This is a genomic window from Streptomyces luteolifulvus (genome assembly GCF_008806595.1).
In the GTDB taxonomy this organism is placed as follows: Bacteria; Actinomycetota; Actinomycetes; order Streptomycetales; family Streptomycetaceae; genus Streptomyces; species Streptomyces luteolifulvus.
The window spans coordinates 54471-72056 of sequence record NZ_VZRB01000033.1; the positions used below are offsets into that span (position 1 = coordinate 54471).

The following is a 17586-nucleotide window of genomic DNA, read 5'->3' on the forward strand; positions in this document are numbered from 1 at the left end:
ACCGTGCCTCTGCCTCCATTCGGCGTCCATCGCCGTCCAGCTCAGTGGCTGTACGCGCGGCTCCCCTGCGCGCACGGTGACCCGAACAGCGGCCTTTCACGCCGACGCATGTGGGACCATGCCACACAACTGCTACGGCGCTGTTGCCGGTTCAGGTGGGCGAGTGCCGGGGAACCAGTGCCGATGCGACTGTGGCCTGAGCCATCTCCGTACACTTCGTGCCCCCTCCGTCACACCAGGACCTATGCTGCGGCTCGTCCGCATGCGGCACGCGTGAAGGATGGGCCGGGACGTGGTGCTGAGCTATCGGTTACTGGGACCTGTCAGCGTGTTCGAGGGCGCTGTGGAGCTCGACGCGGGGCCGGCGAAGCAGCGTGCGGTGCTCGCCATGCTGCTCTGCGCCGACGGCGCGTTCCTCGCCCGCCGCGAGATCGTCCGCGGCGTGTGGGGTGGCTCGGCACCGGCCACCGCCTCGCAAGTGGTGGCCACATACGTGGCCCGGCTCCGCAAGGTCCTTGAACCCGGGCGTGGTTATCGGGCCGGCGCCACCGTGCTGCTCTCGCGCGGGGACTCGTACGCACTGCCCGCCGACCCCGGCCGATTCGACGTACGCGCCTTCGAGCGGGCCGTGCACGACGCCGTGCGGCTACGGGCGAGCGGTGACCTCGCCGGATGCGCGACGGAGCTGGAGCGCGGACTGGCCCTGTGGCGTGGGCCCGCTCTGGAGGGTGTCCCTGGGCCGCATGCGGCGCGAGAGCGCGGCCGGCTGGAGGAACTGCGGCTGGCCGGGCAGGAGGAGCGGCTCAGTGTCCTGCTCGACCAGGGCCGCCACACCGAGGCGGTCCCCGATCTGTCCGCGCTGGCCGCCGCCCATCCCGCACGGGAGCGGGTACGGGCACTGCTCATGCTCGCCCTGCACCGCACCGGCCGGCGGGCGGAGGCCCTCGGCGTCTTCCAGGACACCTGGCGCACGCTCGTCACCGAGGCCGGCATCGAACCCGGCCGCGAGCTGCGCGACCTGCAGCGCCGCATCCTCGACGGCGACCCGGAGCTGCCCGTGACGCGCGGTGAGCCCGTGGCCGTCCAGGCCACGGCCTCCCAACTGCCGCCCAGTGTGCCGGACTTCGTAGGCCGGCGCAGCGAGCTCGCCACGCTGCGCCGACTGGTCGCCCGTGCGGCGAGCGCCGAGGCCGTCCCCCGCATCGCTCTGATCACCGGCCCCGCCGGCGTGGGCAAGAGCGCCCTCGCCGTGCACGCCGCCCACCGGCTCGCCGACCACCACCCGGACGGCCGGCTGTATGTACGGCTCGACGGAACCCGACCGCGGCCCGCACGCCCGGAGGACGTCCTCGGCAGGCTGCTCGAAGACCTCGGCGTTCCGCACCACCGTATCCCCGCGGGCCTGGACCGCCGCACGGCCCTTTTCCGTACGGTCACCTCCGGGCGCCGTCTGCTCCTGGTCCTGGACGACGCCCGGCGCGGCGCCCAGGTACGCCCGCTGCTGCCCGCCTCGGAGGGCTGTCTGGTGCTGGTCACCAGCCGCTCCAAGGTCACCGACCTCGACACCCGCACCGTCATGCGGCTGAGCGCCCTCGACGAGCACGAGGCGCGGGCGATGCTGCGCCGCGCGGTGGGGCCCGAGCGAGTGGACAGCGAGCCGGCCGCGGTCGACACGGTGCTCCAGGTGTGTGCCGGACTCCCGCTCGCGCTGCGGGTGGTGGCCGCCCGGGTGGCGGACCGGCCGCCGGGCGCCTTCGCCGTCCTGGCCCGTCGGCTGCTGGACGAGGAGCGGCGCCTGGGGGAGCTGGCGGCGGGGGATCTGGCCGTCACGAGCAGTTTCCGGGTGAGCTACGACAGCCTCCCGAACGCCGAGTCCGCCACGGCGTTCCGCCTGTTGAGCGAGCCGGCGGTGCCCGACCTCGGCGTCGCCGACGCCGCCGCCACGCTGGACCTGCCCGAGGACCAGGCCGAGGGCCACCTCGAAACCCTGACGGACGCCCACCTCCTGGAAGCCTTCCTGCCCGCCCCCGGAGCCCGCTACCGCTACCGTTACCACGACCTGCTCCGGGTCTTCGGCCGCTCTCTGGGCCACAGCGCCGCCCGCCGCGATGCGGTGACCGCCATGCTGAACCGCCTCGTCCATTCCCAGATCGCCGGAGTACACGCCGCCGACCGACTCCTGCGCCCCGGCCACAGCACGGGCATCGACTACCAAGGGCCGCAGACGTCGTACAGCGAGCACCGCTTCCGGACCGCGGACGAGGCGCTGACCTGGCTGAAGGCGGAGCGCGGCACGATACTCGGCGCCGCCCTGCAGGGAGCTGCGACCGGCGCGGTCGCGCCCGCCCAGCTGGCCGAACTCACCACCGTGCTGCGTGCCTTCCTGATGCGTTGCGGCCACTGGCCGGACTGGGAGCAGCTGGCCGATGCAACGGTACGGCTGGCCCGCGCCGAACCCGACCCGCTCGCCGAAGCGATCGGCAGACTGGAGCTGGGAACCGTGGCGGCGGCGCGCCGTCAGCTGGACCGGGCGAAGGCCGAACTGCTGTCGTCGGCACAGCTCTTCACGTCCTGCGGCGATCATCAGCGCCGGGCCCGCGCGCTGAACAACCTCGGTCTGGTCCACTCGGACCTGGGCGAGTTCACCGCTGCCGCCCACTGCCTGGAGAGCGCCCTGGACGTCCACCGCGCCGCCCGGCAGCGGCTGGACACCACCATCGCCCTCGACAACCTCGCGCTGCTGGACTTTCGCCGCGGCGCCCTGGACCGGGCCGAGGATCTGTGCGCGCAGAGCCTCGCCATCCACGAGGCGGACGGAACCACGGCGTTGGCCTCCGCCACACTCAACATCCTCGGCCTCGTCCGCAACGGCCAGGGCCGCCACACCGAGGCCGTCGAGTGCCAGCAGCACAGTCGCGCGCTGGCCCGGGCTCAGGGCAACCTCTACCGTGAGGCGTTCGCCCTCCTCGACGCCGCCACCGCCCACCGGGCGGCGGGCAGGAACCGGAAGGCGATCGAATGCGCCGAACAGGGTCTGCGGATCAGGCTGGACCTCGGCGATCCACAAGGCGCCGCCGCAGCGTTCACGGTACTGGCCGACGCCCTGGAGGCAGCAGGGGATGCGGGCCGGGCGGCGGCGTGCCGCGCGGAGGCGGCAGCCGTGAAGGAGACTGCCGCCCTGCTCAAGCGGTGATCCGGCTTCTTCCTTGGTCTTTCCAAGGTGGACATTCTTCCGGGTCAGTAATGCGGCATCTCCAAGTGATGTGGGTGAACTCCTGGCTCCGCCCGAGGAATTCTTAAGCCTCCCATAATTCTCCTCTAATTGACGGTGTCATATCGGAGCAGTTTGAATTCCGGGCATGCCTTTTACCCGGACGCGACTCATCCTTGCCACCGCCCTGTCCTCCGCCTTCCTGGCGTCGGGCGTCACCGCGATCGCTGTGCAGCCTTCGGGGGCAGCCGGCACCGCGCCTTCTGCGCCCTCGGCCTTTCAACACCCCGGGGTCCTGGTCGACCGCGACGGTCTGGACTTTGCCAGGCGGCAGGTCCAGGCGGGAGCGCAGCCGTGGAAGACGGCCTTCGACACCATGAACGCCAGCCGATACGCGTCCCTTTCCTGGAAGCCGAGGCCGCGCGAGACGGTGGAGTGCGGACCCAGGTCCACTCCCAATCACGGCTGCTCCGACGAACGCGACGACGCGCTGGCCGCCTACACCCACGCACTGCTGTGGACGGTGACTGGCGAGCAGCGTCACGCGAGGAAGGCCATCGAAATCCTGGATGCCTGGTCGGGCACGATCAAGCGCCACACCAACAGCAACGCACCACTGCAGACCGGCTGGGCCGGAGCCTCGTTCTCCCGCGCGGCCGAGATCGTCCGGCACACGGGCGCGGGCTGGTCCTCAGCGAGGGTGAGCCGCGTCGAGAAGGTGCTGCGGGAGGTCTATCTCCCCACGGTCATCAAGGGAGCACCGAACCAGAACGGGAACTGGGAGCTGATCATGACCGATGCTGCCATCGGTATCGCAGTCTTCCTGGACGACCGTGCCTCCTTCGACCGGGCGGTAAGGACCTGGCGGGGTCGCCTGCCCGCCTACATCTACCTCAGGTCCGACGGGGAGCTTCCCAAGTCCCCGCCCGGAAGCACCAAGGACACTCGGGAGGAGCTCATCAAGTACTGGCACGGCCAGAGCACTCTCCGGGACGGCCTTACACAGGAAACCTGCCGGGACTTCGGGCACACGGGCTGGGGACTTGCCGCGGCGGCCCACACGGCAGAGACCGCCCGTCTGCAGGGCGTTGACCTCTACCGGGAAGGCAGGACCCGGTTGATCAAGGCGATGGAGTTCCACGCCGACCTCGATCTCGGCACGCAACCGCCGTCCTGGCTGTGCGGCGGCGCGGTGAAGAAAGGCCTCGGCCCGACCCAGGAAGTCGTACTGAACCACTACGGCAACCGCCTGGGCGTCGCCATGCCCCACACCAAACGGCTGGCGACGAACCGGCGGCCCGCAGGGGCCGACTACTTCCTCGCCTGGGAGACACTCACCCACGTCGAGAAGCCATAGAGGCCGTCCGCTGGCCCGCCGTCGCCGGGCCTGAAGCCGGTGCTGCTGGTGGGGAGGTGGTTACCTCGGGTGAGCGAGCGGCAGAAAGGGCACCTGCCAGGGGCTGGATTCGTCTTCTGCTGTTCTCAGCGCTCCGCCGCATGAGGGCGCAGCAGGAGCAAGGCGATGTCGTCGCCGCGGTGCTGCGGCCGTTTGGCGTGCCGGACTACATCGTCGGCCAGCGACTCCAGCCGCTGATTCCCGCCGCAGGAGAGCCGACCAGCCAGGTCGGTGATGGCGTCCTCCAGATCGGCGTCGAGGTACTCGACCAGCCCGTCGGTGTACAGGGCCAGGATGCAGCCGTCCGGCATCGGCTCGGTGACCGTGCGGTACTCCGCCTCGCGGTCGATACCGAGTAGCAGTCCGTCCGCCGTTTCCAGCGTCCGTACCTGTCCGTCGGGGCCGCGGAGCAGCGCTGGTGGGTGCCCGGCGGTGGAGAACCCGGCCCGGCGGCGGCCCAGATCGAGGCTGATGTAGAAGCAACTGGCGAAGAGCCCTGCGTCCAGGTCGGTGAGCAGACGATTGGTGCGGGCAAGGACTTCGGCCGGGGCCGCTCCAGCGGTGGCGTACGCCCGGATCGCGGTCCGCACCTGGCCCATCAGCGCCGCGGCGGTGACATTGTGGCCCTGCACGTCGCCGATGACGGCGCCGACGGTGGTCTCGTCGAGGCGGATGAGGTCGTAGAAGTCGCCGCCGACGTCCATGCCCTGGGTGGCGGGGATGTAGCGTGCTGCCGCCTCCAGGCCGGGCACGACGGGCAGCTTCCGCGGCAGGAGCCCGGACTGCAGCCCGCGCGCCAGCTGGTGCTTGCTGTCATAGAGGTTGGCTCGGTCGAGAGCCTGTGCCAGCAGACCGCCCAAGGACGTGAGGACGGCCCGTTCGTCGCTGGTGAACGGATGCGGCTCGGCGAAGGCCAGGATGCATGTGCCGACAGGCCGCCCGGAGGCCGTCAGGGGCAGGAACGCACAAGCCCCCATGCTGTCGGCCCAGGGGGCGGCTTCGGGGAAGGCCTGACGGAGCTCGTCACTGGTGGGGAAGAAGGCGGGCGCACCTGTGGCCAGGACCTGTGCCGCCGGGGAAGCCGAGGTCAGGGACATGCCGTGGAACAAGTCGACCACCTCTGCAGGACCGCCGCGGTGACCGGCGGCTCGCAGCCTGCCTGCCTCCACCGTCAGCAGCGCCACGGCCCGGCCGTCGAACGCGGGCATGATCTGTCCGGCCACCAGATCGACCACGTCGTCGACGCCGACGGCCTCCGTCAGCACACCGGCCAGGTGCATCAGGTGGTACAGGGCGGTGACGCGAGGAACGGCATGGGCAGCCGCCAGGGGATCCGTGCGCGCCGGGTCGGCAGCGGCCGGGGTGATGCGCATGCTGGTGCCGGTCACATCGGGATAGAGCTGGAAGCTGAGCCATCGGTCGGGAGGGCACAGCGCCTCGAAGGACGTGGGCTGCCGGACGAGCAAAGCGGCCCAGTAACTGTCCTCATAGAACGGCCGGCGCAACCACGGCAGGGCGGTCCACAAGAGAGCGCCCTGAAGCCTCTCGGCGGGCTCGCCCAGCAACGCGGCCGCAGTGGAGCTGACGAAGGTGATACGGCCCTGCGGGTCCAGGGCGCAGAGCCCCTCGGGCAGACGTCCGATCAGCCCGGTCAGGGAGGCCGCCCCGTCGGCGCCGGCGCCGGGCACGCTCACGACGCGCGGCTCCCCCTCGTGCCGTACGGGCCTGCCCTCGGCGGCCGCCCGTTCCAGCGTCGTGGCCAGGTCTTCCGCCGCGGTGATCAGGCTGCCGCGTTCGGCGGCCGACAGTTCTTCGGGATGGGAAGCCGTCCATCCCAGGGACACCGTGCCGTAGCAGGTCCCGTGCGCGACAACCGGGGCGACCGCCATGGCGAAGGAGTACGGATAGTCGAGCGCGACCCGAGGGTAGCGGCGCGCCATCTCGGCCTGCCCGCTGATCCAGACGAGATCCCGTCGCTGCACCGCCTCAGGGCTGGGTGACGGCGTGGCCAGCCCGACGTGGTACCAGGGCCCCAGGACATCCTTCGGCACGCCCGCCAGTACGGCCAGGTGCAGCACCTGCTCCCCGGGCGGCAGAAGGTAGATCATGCCTGCGTAGGCGTCGGTCTCCACCATCGCCCGGAGCAAAGGCGCCTCCCATCCTGTGACCTCGGTGCTCATCGTCTGCCGATCGTGGTCGGGGCCGAGAAGGCTGTGACAGATTTTAGTCTCCGGCCGTCGCTCCTGGCGCGGGCTGGTGCCTAGGGCCGACGGAGTGCTTCGACATGCCGTAGGCGTGGTTGTACGGCTGACGGACCAGGCCGAGGATCGAGGAGACGTCGAGCAGAGGGCCGTGGCCCCGTTCCGGTATCACCCGGAGGGCGGCGCAGGCACAGTGGACGTACCCCTGGCGTTGAAGGCCAGATCTTTGCGGAAGGCTCTGGGGCTCCCGGCCGAGCCGCTCCAGTGCCTGCTCGTCCGACCTACGTCGCCAGGTGCAGCCCATCCGCGCGAATGCCTCGGCCGTGGCCCACCTGATACCGATCCGGCTGGCACCCCCACGGGGGATGCCGGGCCGCGACCTCACCGATCGGAGACCCAGCTGTCAACGGTGCTCGTCAGTTTTGGATCGAGACAAGGCCGAGATCGTGCAACGGGAGCCCGACGCTCACTTGTCCTGGCGCATGTCTCGATCAGCACCCGGCTCACCGGTGTGAGGGTGTCGTTCTCAAGCCCACGGCGGAACGCGGCACGGCGGTCACCGTACGGATGGGCCGCGCGGTCAGCGGCCTGCTTGCCGACGTCCCGAAGCCGGCCGGTCGTGTCGTGCGCGGAGAGCTGCCTCAAGGAGTACATCGGCCGCCTCTGCGGTCGGAACTGCGTCCGCCCGATCCGAGGGCCCCGCCCGTCGCCCTGCTGGATCCCGCCCGGTCGGCAGAGCCGCGCCCGCCGGTGGCGGAGGTATCACCAGACGCTGAGGCCCCGGCCGCGTCCCGGCGATCGGAGCCTCGCCTCCCCCTCCTGGTGGCAGTACCTGTCGCGGCTCTCGCCCCGCCGTTTCGGCTGCGGCGGGAACGCCCGCCGGACTTGACGGTCTTCCGGTCCGGGGGGAACGCCGTCGGTGACGCCGACTGGGTGACTTCAATGGTTACGGCCACGCCGGAAGGCTCGCGGGCACCAGTGATGGTGGCCAGTGCCGCGTCGCTCGACGTGACGCGGGCCGTCCGAGGGCGGATGCCCGCGTCCGACATGAGCCGGGTGACGTCCCGTTTCTGTGCAGGCAGCACCAACGTGACCACGCTGCCGGAGCCGCCGGCGCGGGCCGTGCGGCCACCCCGGTGGAGGTAGTCCTTGTGGTCGGTGGGGGGATCGACATTCACGACGAGGTCGAGGTCGTCGATGTGTATGCCCCGGGCCGCGACGTTCGTCGCCACCAGGGCGTTGACCTGACCGTTCTTGAACTGTTCCAGAGTGCGATTCCGCTGCGGCTGGGAGCGGCCCCCGTGCAGTGCCGCCGCGCGGACACCGACGGCCAGGAGCCGCTTGGCGAGCCGGTCAGCGGACCTCTTGGTATCGAGGAACAGGATGACCCGGCCGTCACGGGCCGCGATGCGCGTGGTGACTGCCTTCTTCTCGGTCTCGTCCTGGACGTGGAGCACGTGGTGCTCCATGGTGGTCACCGCTCCCGCGGACGGGTCCACGGAGTGCACCACGGGGTCATTCAGGAACCGCTGCACCAGGACGTCGACGTTGCGGTCCAAGGTGGCCGAGAAGAGCATGCGCTGTCCGTCGGGCCGTACTTGCTGGATCAGTCTGGTGATTTGCGGCAGGAAGCCCATGTCGGCCATTTGGTCGGCTTCGTCCAGCACCGTGATGCGTACATTGTCGAGCACGCAGTCTCCGCGTTCCACCAGGTCGTTCAGCCTGCCGGGACTCGCCACGAGTACCTCCGCGCCGCGCCGGAGCGCACCGGCCTGCCTGGTGATGGACAGCCCGCCGACCACGGTGGCCAGCCGGAGGTTCACCGCCGTCGCGTAGGGGGTCAGCGCGGCAGCCACCTGCTGGGCGAGTTCACGGGTGGGCACCAGCACGAGGGCGAGGGGTGCCTTGGGCTGCGCACGACGTCCGGCCGTGCGGGCCAGGAGCGCCAGCCCAAACGCGAGGGTCTTCCCGGAGCCGGTGCGTCCCCGTCCCAGCAGGTCACGGCCGGCGAGCGCGTTGGGCAGGGTCGCGGCCTGGATAGGGAAGGGGGTGGTCACGCCCTGCGTTGTGAGCGTCTTCAACAGCGCCGCGGGCATGTCCAGGCCGGCGAAGTCCTCGACCGCGGGAAGCGCGGGTGTAGTGCTTTCCGGTAGCCGGAACTCCCTCAGTGACGACGCGGACGGTGGGGATGACGAGGCGCGCCGGTTCGACTTCTGGGGCCTGCGTGACATGCAGTTGAATGCCTTCCTGGAAACAGCGCAAACCGGGGTCCGCACCGTGACGGTGCGGACCCCGGGGAGCGGATACGCGTGCGCGATCAGGCGGGGACGATGTTCTCCGCCTGCGGGCCCTTCTGGCCCTGTGTGACGTCGAAGGAGACCCGCTGGCCCTCCTGGAGCTCACGGAAGCCCTGGGTCGCAATGTTCGAGTAGTGGGCGAAGACGTCGGGACCGCCGCCGTCCTGCTCGATGAAGCCGAAACCCTTTTCGGCGTTGAACCACTTCACGGTTCCCTGTGCCATGGCCTTCTCCTTCTGTAGGCAGAGGCCCCATCCGGAGGTGCCGGAAAACAAATAATGCGCCTGAAGGAGAAGCATTCCCGTCAGGCGCACATAGGTTCATGGGTACCACAACTGCAACACTGAGACCTTAGCACAGCTGGCGGCCCGACGTGGTTCGACGACGCGCACGTCGGGGTTTCTCAGAGCGTTTTCGATGACCGTGACGACCTTCGTCGAAACCGCCTGAAGTCCGAGAGACATGGCCATCTGTCGGCAGTGCTTGCCCCACGCCGGAGCAAACCCCCGGATCAGGTCGAACCCGTACTTCCCTGGACGTAACCCGCCTCTCCGGTTGGCAGCCCGGGGCAATCGGGGCGCCAACTGCCTCCCCGCCTCAGCGGGTACGAGCGGCGCTCGAGTTCGGGCTGATGCGGAGCGAGGAAGTATCCACAGCTTCGAAGTCGCTGCCCTTGAATCTCTTGAGCGCGGTGAGCTGTTCGTTGTCCCAACGTTCGTCTTGGTCGCCGGACACGAACCAGCTGGAGCCGTTGTCTGCCACCAGGGCGCCGTAGCGCTTGAGTGCCTCCGCGATCACCTTGGCCTGAGGGGGCAGCTCGGAGGTGTCCGCCGATTGCTTGAGCCGCAGGCGCAGGCCCATCGGGGGCAGGTCGGGGTCATGTGCCGTGCCGGCATCGTGGCGTGCCGGCCACACGTGTGACCGGTCAGAGCTCGGAACGGTGATACGCAGCGCGTGCGGGATGGCCCCGTCCACCACCTCGTCGTGGCGGACCAGTCCAGGCAGTATCGGCAGCCCCGCCGCGTCGGCTGAGGTCCATCCCTCGGGGCGCAGGGCGTTGGACCGCAGATCAAAGACGGCGCCGGAACCCGCGTGCCACTGGCCGCTGCTCTGGCGGTGTGCGTCGAACAGCTCGTATGACCGGCACCGGGTGCGGTCGAAAACCACGACATGCCGGTCGCCGTCACCGGTCGGGCCGCCCTCCACGCGCGCGTCGTCAGGGATCCGGTATCCATCGGGGTCCGATTCGTCCGCGTAGTCGAAACCGACCTCGGCCTCCGGGACGTCATCGTTGATGACGGTGACCGGGATTCCGATGGGTTTGCCGTCGATCAGGCCGGAGCCGAAGTCGGCGTGCAAAGGCTTGTCGGCGCCGATCGAGGCTACATAGACGTCGGAGCGTGAATGGCGTGGCAGGACGTCGACACGGGCGCGCCACACGCTCGAGGGCTCAGCCACGTCGCATGCGCCGTCGCTTGCCTCGGAGGTGCCCGTGCGCGCCGGTGGGGATCCTGCGGTGTCCGGCTTTGTCGTCGCACGTGGTGTGCCACGGGCCCAGTGCGTCGGCTCCAGCAGCTGGACGCCGAGCGGTGCAGTGGCGCTTGTCCGGGCGGACGATACGGCAGCGGCCTCAGGGTGGTCCCAGGCCACCGCATCTCCAGCCCCGCAGGCCAGAAGCCCGCCTGTGACCAATCCGCCTATCGATGCGGCTGCCGGGAGGACCAGTCCCCGATGTCGAGAGGGTCTCATGCGTCTCATGTGCTCCCCTTGCCCTGAACAAACCCAGTGGCGCTCTTGTGAGACTGCGATGAGCGGGGTGCCCTGTCTGCAAATAAATAAGCGCACACCGGTGGGTTGACCGTGTCCATGGGGAGCGTGAGTGCAAGGAGAATGCGGAGCGGCCTCCCAGTTTACAAGGCGTCTGATGCCGACGCTGCTCACGTAGATCGCTGCAAGCTTGGCAGGCCGGATGGGTGCGTCTCGGCAACGGCCCGGCCACCGGCCCCGCGTGGCGGCCTGCCCCGGGCACCGGACGGCGCCCCGCCCTCACCCTCGCCGACCGGCTCCATTACCGGCTCGGGCTCCCGCAGGTCGCCGTTGCCCGCCTCTTCACCGTCACGCCCTTCACCATCAATCGGCGCATCCGCGACATCCGCCAACTCCTCGGCACGGCTGGACACATCATCCATCGCGCTGACCGGAGACGGCCCCTACGCCCGTCAGCGCCCGTCCGCCGCTGTGCCGCGCGCACCGGTCGCGGACCTGGCCTCTTCTTCCGCCGCTGTCTTGATGGCCTGCAGCGCAGCGCGCATCACGATGCCGACACCGGGCGAGACGAGTGTCCAGTAGCGGGCGAAGCGCTTGGCTGCCATCTGATCGGTGCAGCCCGTGCGTGCCTCGTAGGTCAGCAGCGAACGCCGGGTGCCGTAGGGGTGGACCACGAGCGCGGCGGCGATTTTTGCCCAGCCGGGCTCACCGAACTCCGGGAAGTCGCCGGGATCGACATGGCGCCATTGGATGGACGGCTGCCATGGCTTGCCGACGGCGCCGAAAACCAGCTCTCGCCCAGGGTCCTCGCCCAGCCCGACCCAGGGTTGCTCCGCCTCGGCCGCCTGCCGGTCCTCCGTGACCGTGTCGAAGAGATCGGCCAGCCGCAGGGAGGCCGGAGGGTGGGCGGGGGTGCCGCGCAGCCGGTCAGGCAGGCCGCGTGCCCGGGTGACCAGGTCGAACAGCGGAGAGTGGACCGTCAGCAGATCGAGATCGCGCGCTGCCCGGTACGTCCGCGACGGCCCCGCGGCGAGGGCCGTGCACTCCAGGCGTGTGAAGCGGAAGTCCGGCAGGGCGCTGTCCAGCAGCAGCGGCCGGGCGCCGGTGTTCGTGTCCATCACAACCTCCTCCGGCCGATATCTCCCATTCTGGTGGGCGCGCGTGTCCCTGGCACGGCGGTGAGCGATGGAGCCGGCGGCAGGGGCTGCCTCGGTCCTGTACGACGGGTCTCGCCCAAGGGAAGAGGACCGCGAACCGCCGTGCCGGACCGTGGCTCAGGGACGGGCGCGGCGTCGGTCGCGATGACGAGATGCGGGGAGCTCTGACGTGATCAGGGGTGTGGTTGGGTGTGCCGCAGCGGTGGATGCGCGAGCACCCCGCCACCCCGACCCGCGAAGCCGCGGCGTGGCGGCGCTCGACGCATGGGCTCACGCTGGAAAGACAGGGAACGGACGGCGGCGTGGAGACCTCTTGGAGGCGCCATGACTGGTGCGGACGGACGTCGGCCGATCGTGGTGGGCGTCGACCCGGATCCTTCGAGGCGGCTGGCGCTGGGCTGGGGCGCCGATGAGGCGGATCGGCGTGGCGTGCCGCTGCGGCTTGTCCACGCCCAGGGCCTCCCGACCGGCGGGTACCGGTCGGGAGAGGTGCGGCCGTCGTGGGAGGAGTGGAACGAGTCGCTGCACGGAGGTGGTGGTCAGGTACTCAAAGAGGCGGTGGCCTTCGTCGAGTCCCGGCGGCCGACACTGGAGGTGTCGACGCTCCTGGCGGAAGGAGAGCCGGCGTGGGTTCTGCGCGAAGAGGCACGGGGCGCTGCGCTGGTCGTGGTGGGCACCCGGCACCTGAGGAAGGGGCGCGAACTGTTCACCTCCGCCTCCGTGGCACTGCCGCTCACCGCCCACGCTCCCTGCCCGGTGGCGGTCGTACCGGAAGCGGAGCATGCCACTCAGCAGCCGGCGTATCTCGTGGTCGGTGTCGACGGCAGTCCGCGCTCGGCCGCAGCCGTGGACTTCGCATTCGAGGAGGCGGCCCTGCGCGGAGCGCTTCTGCGGGCAGTGTACGTGTGGCATCCGCCGCGCCTCGGCCTGCTGGACGAGGACGCTGAAGTGCAGGAGTGCCGCCGTGTGCTGTCCGAGACGGTCGCGGGCCGTATCGCGATGCATCCGGGCGTGGAACTGCGCCACGAGGTCGTCCGCGGCCATCCGGTGCAAGTTCTGACGGAAGCATCGGAACACGCCTTGGGCCTGGTCGTGGGAACCCGGGGGCATGGAGGATTCACGGGCATGCTGCTGGGCTCGGTGAGTCAGGGAGTGCTCCACCATGCCCGCTGCCCCGTCATCACAGTCCCCGCGTGAGCAGACGAACGGCCCCGGCCCCTGCCCCGAACGGCCCTGGTGGTGTCGGCGGGCGCGTCACACGATGAAAGAGCGTCGCTGGTCATGAGCGGCGAACCGGCGAGAACCTGCCGAGTTCCCTGGAGCCCGTAATGGCAGCCTCACGCAAGGTCTTCCGCCCCACCCCGTCGATTCCACCGGCGACTAACACCCCTTCACCCTGCGGTAAGTCCTGATGCGCACCGGTATGGACCCGCTGCTGCCGGGCCGAGCGAAGGCCCAGGCTGGCGCCCCGTCCGGTTCCAGCCCGCGTCCCCCGGTACGGGATCTCGCCGCCGATGAGGTCTTCGGCGCGCTGGACACGGCACGTCGCGGTCTGTCGGCCGCGCAGGCACGGACCAGGCTGGAGCAGTACGGGGCGAACGAACTGCCCCGCGCGGGGCGCCGCGCCCCGTGGCGGCAGTTGGGGGCGCAGTTCACGGACCTCTTTGCGGTGGTGCTGATCATTGCGTCGGGGATCACCTTCCTGGCGTACGGTCTGGAGGAGCCGCGTGACGTGGGCACGTTGCAACTGGCGGTGGCGATCCTGGGGGTCGTGGTGCTGAACGCCGCCATCGGCTTCGCGCAGGAATACTCGGCCGAGCGGACGGCTCAGGCGCTGGAGGCGATGGTGCCCCACACCTGCCGGGTGCTGCGCGGCGGCGAACGGCTGGAGGTGCCCGCTCGGGATCTGGTGCCGGGCGACATGATGGTGCTGGAGGCCGGGGATGCGGTGTCGGCGGACTGCCGGGTGGTCGAGGCGCACGAGCTGGCGGTGAACAACGCGCCGTTGACAGGGGAGAGCAACGCCGTGGGCCGCACCGCCGACCCGGTGGCGGCCGGGCCGCCGCTGGAGGCCCGCAACTGCGTGTTCATGGGGACTGACGTTGTCGCGGGCTCCGGGCGGGCCGTGGTCTTCGCCACCGGCACGGGGACGGAGTTCGGACGGATCTACCGGCTGGCAGCGGCTGCCCCCCGGCAGAAGACCCCCCTGCAGCTCCAGGTGGCCTCCATGGCCAGGCGTGTGGCGGGGGCTGCCCTGGCGATCGGCGCCCTGGTGTTCGCCGTGCGACTGCCCACCGGGGAGTCCGTGGTGAGCCTGTTCGTCTTCGCTCTCGGCGTGATGGTGGCTCTGGTGCCGGAAGGGCTGCCCGCCACCCTCTCGGTGTCGCTGGCGATCGGCGTACGACGGATGGCGCGCCGCCATGCCCTGATCAAACAGCTGCTGGCGGTGGAGGCACTCGGGTCGACCACGGTCGTCTGCACCGACAAGACCGGGACGCTCACCCAGGCGGAGATGACCGTCACCCAGATCTGGGCGGGGCATGCGCCGCATCCCGTGACCGGTGTGGGATACGCACCAAGCGGCGAGGTCGCCGACACGGCGTCGGTGCGTGAGCTGTTGCGGGTGGCCGTCCTGTGCTGCAACGCCCGGCTGGTGCCGCCCGCCGGGCGGGAGCACTGGCGGATACTCGGCGACACCACCGAAGGGGCGCTGCTCGTCGTCGCGGCCAAGGCCGGGCTCGACCGGGGCGTGGAGGAGGCGGCGGCTCCGCGGGTGACGGAGTTCCCCTTCGACTCAACGCGCAAGTTGATGACCACGGTGCACAAGAGTGGCGGTGGTTATCAGGTGTGTGCCAAGGGAGCGCCCGTGGAGCTGCTGGCGCGGTGCACCGAGGTGGCGTGGGAGGGGCGGCGCGGGCCGCTGACCGACCAGGACCGGACGGCGGTCGTCGCGGCGAGTGACGCGCTGGCGTCGCAGGGGCTGCGGGTGCTGGCCGTCGCGCAACGGGAGCTGGACGGGCCACCCCCTGCGCAGGAGGCGGCCGAGTCCGGGCTGACGCTGCTGGGACTGGTCGGCATGCTGGATCCGCCGCGCCCGGAGGTCACGGACGCGGTCGCCGCCTGCCGCCGGGCCGGCATCCGGATCGTCATGGTCACCGGTGACCATCCGCTGACCGGGGAGGCCGTGGCCCGCCGGGTCGGGATCGTACGGCGACCCGATCCGGTCGTGGTGACGGGCGCGAGGCTGGACTCGATGGACGACGAGGCACTGGACGCACTGATCGCCGAGCCGTCCGAGCTGCTGCTGTGCCGGGTCAGCCCGGAGCACAAGATGCGTGTTGTCACCGCCTTCCAGCGGCAGGGAGAGGTGGTGGCCGTCACGGGTGACGGCGCGAACGACGCGCCGGCGCTCAAGCACGCGGACATCGGCGTGGCGATGGGGGCCTCCGGCACCGACGTGGCCCGGGAGGCGGCCTCGATGGTACTGCTGGACGACTCGTTCGCCTCCATCGCGGCGGCGGTGCGGCTCGGCCGGGCGGTCTACCAGAACATCCGTAAGTTCCTGGTCTACGTGTTCAGCAGCAATATCGGCGAGCTCGGCCCGATCCTGGTGGCGACGTTCGCCGGGTTCCCGCTGGTGCCGATCAGCGCGGTGCAGATCCTGGCGATCGATCTGGGATCCGATGTACTGCCCGCACTCGCCCTGGGGGCGGAACCCCCGGAGCCCGACGTGATGGACCGCCCGCCGCGCTCCCGCCGGGAACGGTTGTTCTCGGCCGCCGTGGTGGGACGGATCCTGTTTCTGGGCGGCATCCAGGCGGTCTGCGTGACCGGCGTGTTCTTCTGGCACGTCGTCTCCTCGGGCATTCCGTTCGACGACTTCACCGAGGACACCCTCGTCTACCAGGAGGCGATCACCATGGTCCAGGCCGGGATCGTGTTCAGCCAGTTCTTCATCTCGCTCGCCATGCGTACCGACCGGCAGAGCATTCTGAAGGTCGGGCTGCTGTCCAATCCGGCGCTGCTGGCGGCGGGCGGATTCGGTGTCGCCCTCATGGCCGCGATCAGCTATCTGCCGCCGCTGCAGGCCGTCTTCAATACCGCGCCCCTCGACGCCGCCGACTGGGTGGTCCTGGCCGGGCTCGGCACCCTGCCCCTGCTCGCGGACGAGGCCCGCAAGGCGTGGCTGCGCCGCCGCGCCGACCGCCGGAAGGGAGGCCCACGGTGAAGGTGATCGTCGTCGGCTGCGGACGGGTGGGCGTCACGCTCGCCGGTCTGCTCGCCTCGGAAGGGCACGACGTGGCCGTCGTCGACCGGCGTCCCAAGGCGGCCCAGCGGCTGCCCGGCAGTCCCCGCATCCGCTTCCACGAGGGCAACGGCTACAGCCGCGCCGTGCTCAGAGCCGCCGGCGTCGAGCACGCGGACGCCTTCGTCGCCGTCACCTCCGGGGACAACAGCAACATCGTCAGCGCGCGCACGGCGAAAGAGACCTATCGGGTGCCGATCGTTCTCGCCCGTATCTACGATCCACGGCGCGCCGACATCTACCGCGAGTTGGGCATCCCCACCATCGCCAGCGTCCGCTGGACCGTGCACCAGATCCACCAGATGCTGTTGCACCGCCACTTGAGTCCCGAACTCAGCTTCGGCAACGGAGAGACCCTGCTCATCCGCTCCGAGGTGCCGGACTACCTGCTCGGGCGGCGACTGAACGAGTTCGAGGTGGACGGTGAGATCCGTGTCGTCGAGGTGACCCGCGGGGGCCGCTCCCTGATCCCCGCGCACGGTACCCCCGCACAGGCGGGCGACCTGGTCACCTTCGCCGTCGCCGCCACCGCGCTGGGCAGACTGCGCGGCTTTCTCGACAAGGAGTTGGGGACGTGAACGTGCTCATCGCCGGCGCGGGGAGGCTCGGCACCCAGATCGCCCAGGTGCTCTCCGCGGCCCGCAACGAAGTCACCTTGATCGACATCGACGACGACCGCGTGGCCGAACTTCAGAGCCGTGTCCCGGTGCGCCTGGTCGCCGGGGACGCCTGCGAACCCGCCCTCCTGGAACACGCCGGTGCCCTGACCGCCGACCTGGTCATCGCCACCACCGGGGAGGACGAGGACAATCTCGTGATCAGCCTGCTCGCCAAGCGCCAGTTCTCCGTACCCCGCGTGGCCGCCCGGATCAACGATGCAGACAACGCGTGGCTGTTCGACGGGCGTTGGGGCGTCGACGTCGCCGTCCCCGGTACCACCCCCCTGATCTCGCTCATCGAGGAGGCCACCGGGGCCACCGACACGGTCGCCCTGCTGCGGCTCAGCAAGGCCGGCGTCGACGTCATCGAAACGGCCATCACGCCGCAGTCCAAGGCGGTGGGGCGCCCCTTGGGTGACGTCCGCCTGCCCGAAGGGACGGTTGTCGCCACGATCGTCCGTGACGGCCGGCCCACCGTTCCGGATCCGGCGATCCAGCTCCGGGCCGGCGACGAACTCCTCCTCGTCTCGCACTCGGCAACCGAACAGGAGATCCACTCAGCGTTCCAGTGACCGCCCCCGGATGCGGAGCA

General features: G+C 70.3%; 11 protein-coding genes and 1 pseudogene. 7 read left to right on the forward strand and 5 right to left on the reverse strand.

The features are described from left to right. Positions 1–292: 292 nt before the first annotated feature. Together F7R91_RS33210 and F7R91_RS33215 are read left to right on the forward strand one after the other, a co-directional pair. Positions 293–3193 (forward strand): AfsR/SARP family transcriptional regulator, encoded by a 2901-nt coding sequence (locus F7R91_RS33210; protein WP_191971737.1) that lies wholly within the window; start codon positions 293–295, stop codon positions 3191–3193. 166 nt (positions 3194–3359) lie between these two features. After that, a complete protein-coding gene (locus F7R91_RS33215) occupies positions 3360–4568 on the forward strand; it encodes an alginate lyase family protein (protein WP_150955571.1) in 1209 nt (402 codons plus the stop codon). A gap of 125 nt (positions 4569–4693) precedes the next feature. Here F7R91_RS33215 and F7R91_RS33220 read toward each other — a convergent pair whose 3' ends face one another. The 4 genes from F7R91_RS33220 to F7R91_RS33235 all read right to left on the reverse strand — a co-directional run bounded on the left by F7R91_RS33220 (position 4694) and on the right by F7R91_RS33235 (position 10563). Then, positions 4694–6787 carry a SpoIIE family protein phosphatase gene (locus F7R91_RS33220; protein ID WP_150955575.1) on the reverse strand — a complete coding sequence of 698 codons (2094 nt, stop codon included), beginning with the start codon at positions 6785–6787 and terminating at the stop codon, positions 4694–4696. A 662-nt stretch (positions 6788–7449) separates the two neighbouring features. Continuing rightward, positions 7450–9039, reverse strand: a complete 1590-nt coding sequence (locus F7R91_RS33225; RefSeq protein ID WP_150955577.1) for a DEAD/DEAH box helicase — start codon at positions 9037–9039, stop codon at positions 7450–7452. A gap of 86 nt (positions 9040–9125) precedes the next feature. After that, positions 9126–9329 (reverse strand): cold-shock protein, encoded by a 204-nt coding sequence (locus tag F7R91_RS33230; RefSeq protein WP_030069301.1) that lies wholly within the window; start codon positions 9327–9329, stop codon positions 9126–9128. Between the two features lie 373 nt (positions 9330–9702). After that, positions 9703–10563, reverse strand: coding sequence for a hypothetical protein (locus F7R91_RS33235; RefSeq protein WP_225320916.1), 861 nt, complete (start codon positions 10561–10563; stop codon positions 9703–9705). 526 nt (positions 10564–11089) lie between these two features. Here F7R91_RS33235 and F7R91_RS44535 point away from each other — a divergent pair. Beyond that, positions 11090–11303: pseudogene (locus F7R91_RS44535) on the forward strand (ISAzo13 family transposase); the annotation flags it as partial. 21 nt (positions 11304–11324) lie between these two features. Here the strand turns inward: F7R91_RS44535 and F7R91_RS33240 are convergent. Continuing rightward, a complete protein-coding gene (locus F7R91_RS33240) occupies positions 11325–11990 on the reverse strand; it encodes a hypothetical protein (protein ID WP_150955580.1) in 666 nt (221 codons plus the stop codon). Positions 11991–12353: 363 nt separating this feature from the next. Here F7R91_RS33240 and F7R91_RS33245 point away from each other — a divergent pair, with 363 nt between their 5' ends. From F7R91_RS33245 to F7R91_RS33260, 4 genes are all read left to right on the forward strand, one after another. Next, on the forward strand, positions 12354–13226 hold the full coding sequence (locus tag F7R91_RS33245) for a universal stress protein (protein WP_150955583.1): 873 nt from the start codon (positions 12354–12356) through the stop codon (positions 13224–13226). A 214-nt stretch (positions 13227–13440) separates the two neighbouring features. Next, a complete protein-coding gene (locus F7R91_RS33250) occupies positions 13441–16257 on the forward strand; it encodes a cation-translocating P-type ATPase (RefSeq protein WP_225320917.1) in 2817 nt (938 codons plus the stop codon). Continuing rightward, positions 16254–16913, forward strand: coding sequence for a potassium channel family protein (locus F7R91_RS33255; RefSeq protein ID WP_150955586.1), 660 nt, complete (start codon positions 16254–16256; stop codon positions 16911–16913). The genes F7R91_RS33250 and F7R91_RS33255 overlap by 4 nt, the downstream gene beginning before the upstream one ends. Beyond that, the gene (locus F7R91_RS33260) at positions 16910–17566 is read left to right on the forward strand and encodes a potassium channel family protein (RefSeq protein ID WP_150955589.1); all 657 of its coding nucleotides are present in this window, start codon (positions 16910–16912) and stop codon (positions 17564–17566) included. The genes F7R91_RS33255 and F7R91_RS33260 overlap by 4 nt, the downstream gene beginning before the upstream one ends. Positions 17567–17586 lie beyond the last annotated feature (20 nt).

What these genes read in the sequence shown, in the direction of transcription:
- F7R91_RS33215 (WP_150955571.1), top strand. Translation starts at nt 3,360, where the DNA reads ATGCCTTTTACCCGGACGCGACTCATCCTTGCCACCGCCCTGTCCTCC.
- F7R91_RS33220 (WP_150955575.1), bottom strand. Translation starts at nt 6,787, where the DNA reads ATGAGCACCGAGGTCACAGGATGGGAGGCGCCTTTGCTCCGGGCGATG.
- F7R91_RS33225 (WP_150955577.1), bottom strand. Translation starts at nt 9,039, where the DNA reads ATGTCACGCAGGCCCCAGAAGTCGAACCGGCGCGCCTCGTCATCCCCA.
- F7R91_RS33230 (WP_030069301.1), bottom strand. Translation starts at nt 9,329, where the DNA reads ATGGCACAGGGAACCGTGAAGTGGTTCAACGCCGAAAAGGGTTTCGGC.
- F7R91_RS33240 (WP_150955580.1), bottom strand. Translation starts at nt 11,990, where the DNA reads ATGGACACGAACACCGGCGCCCGGCCGCTGCTGCTGGACAGCGCCCTG.
- F7R91_RS33245 (WP_150955583.1), top strand. Translation starts at nt 12,354, where the DNA reads ATGACTGGTGCGGACGGACGTCGGCCGATCGTGGTGGGCGTCGACCCG.
- F7R91_RS33250 (WP_225320917.1), top strand. Translation starts at nt 13,441, where the DNA reads ATGCGCACCGGTATGGACCCGCTGCTGCCGGGCCGAGCGAAGGCCCAG.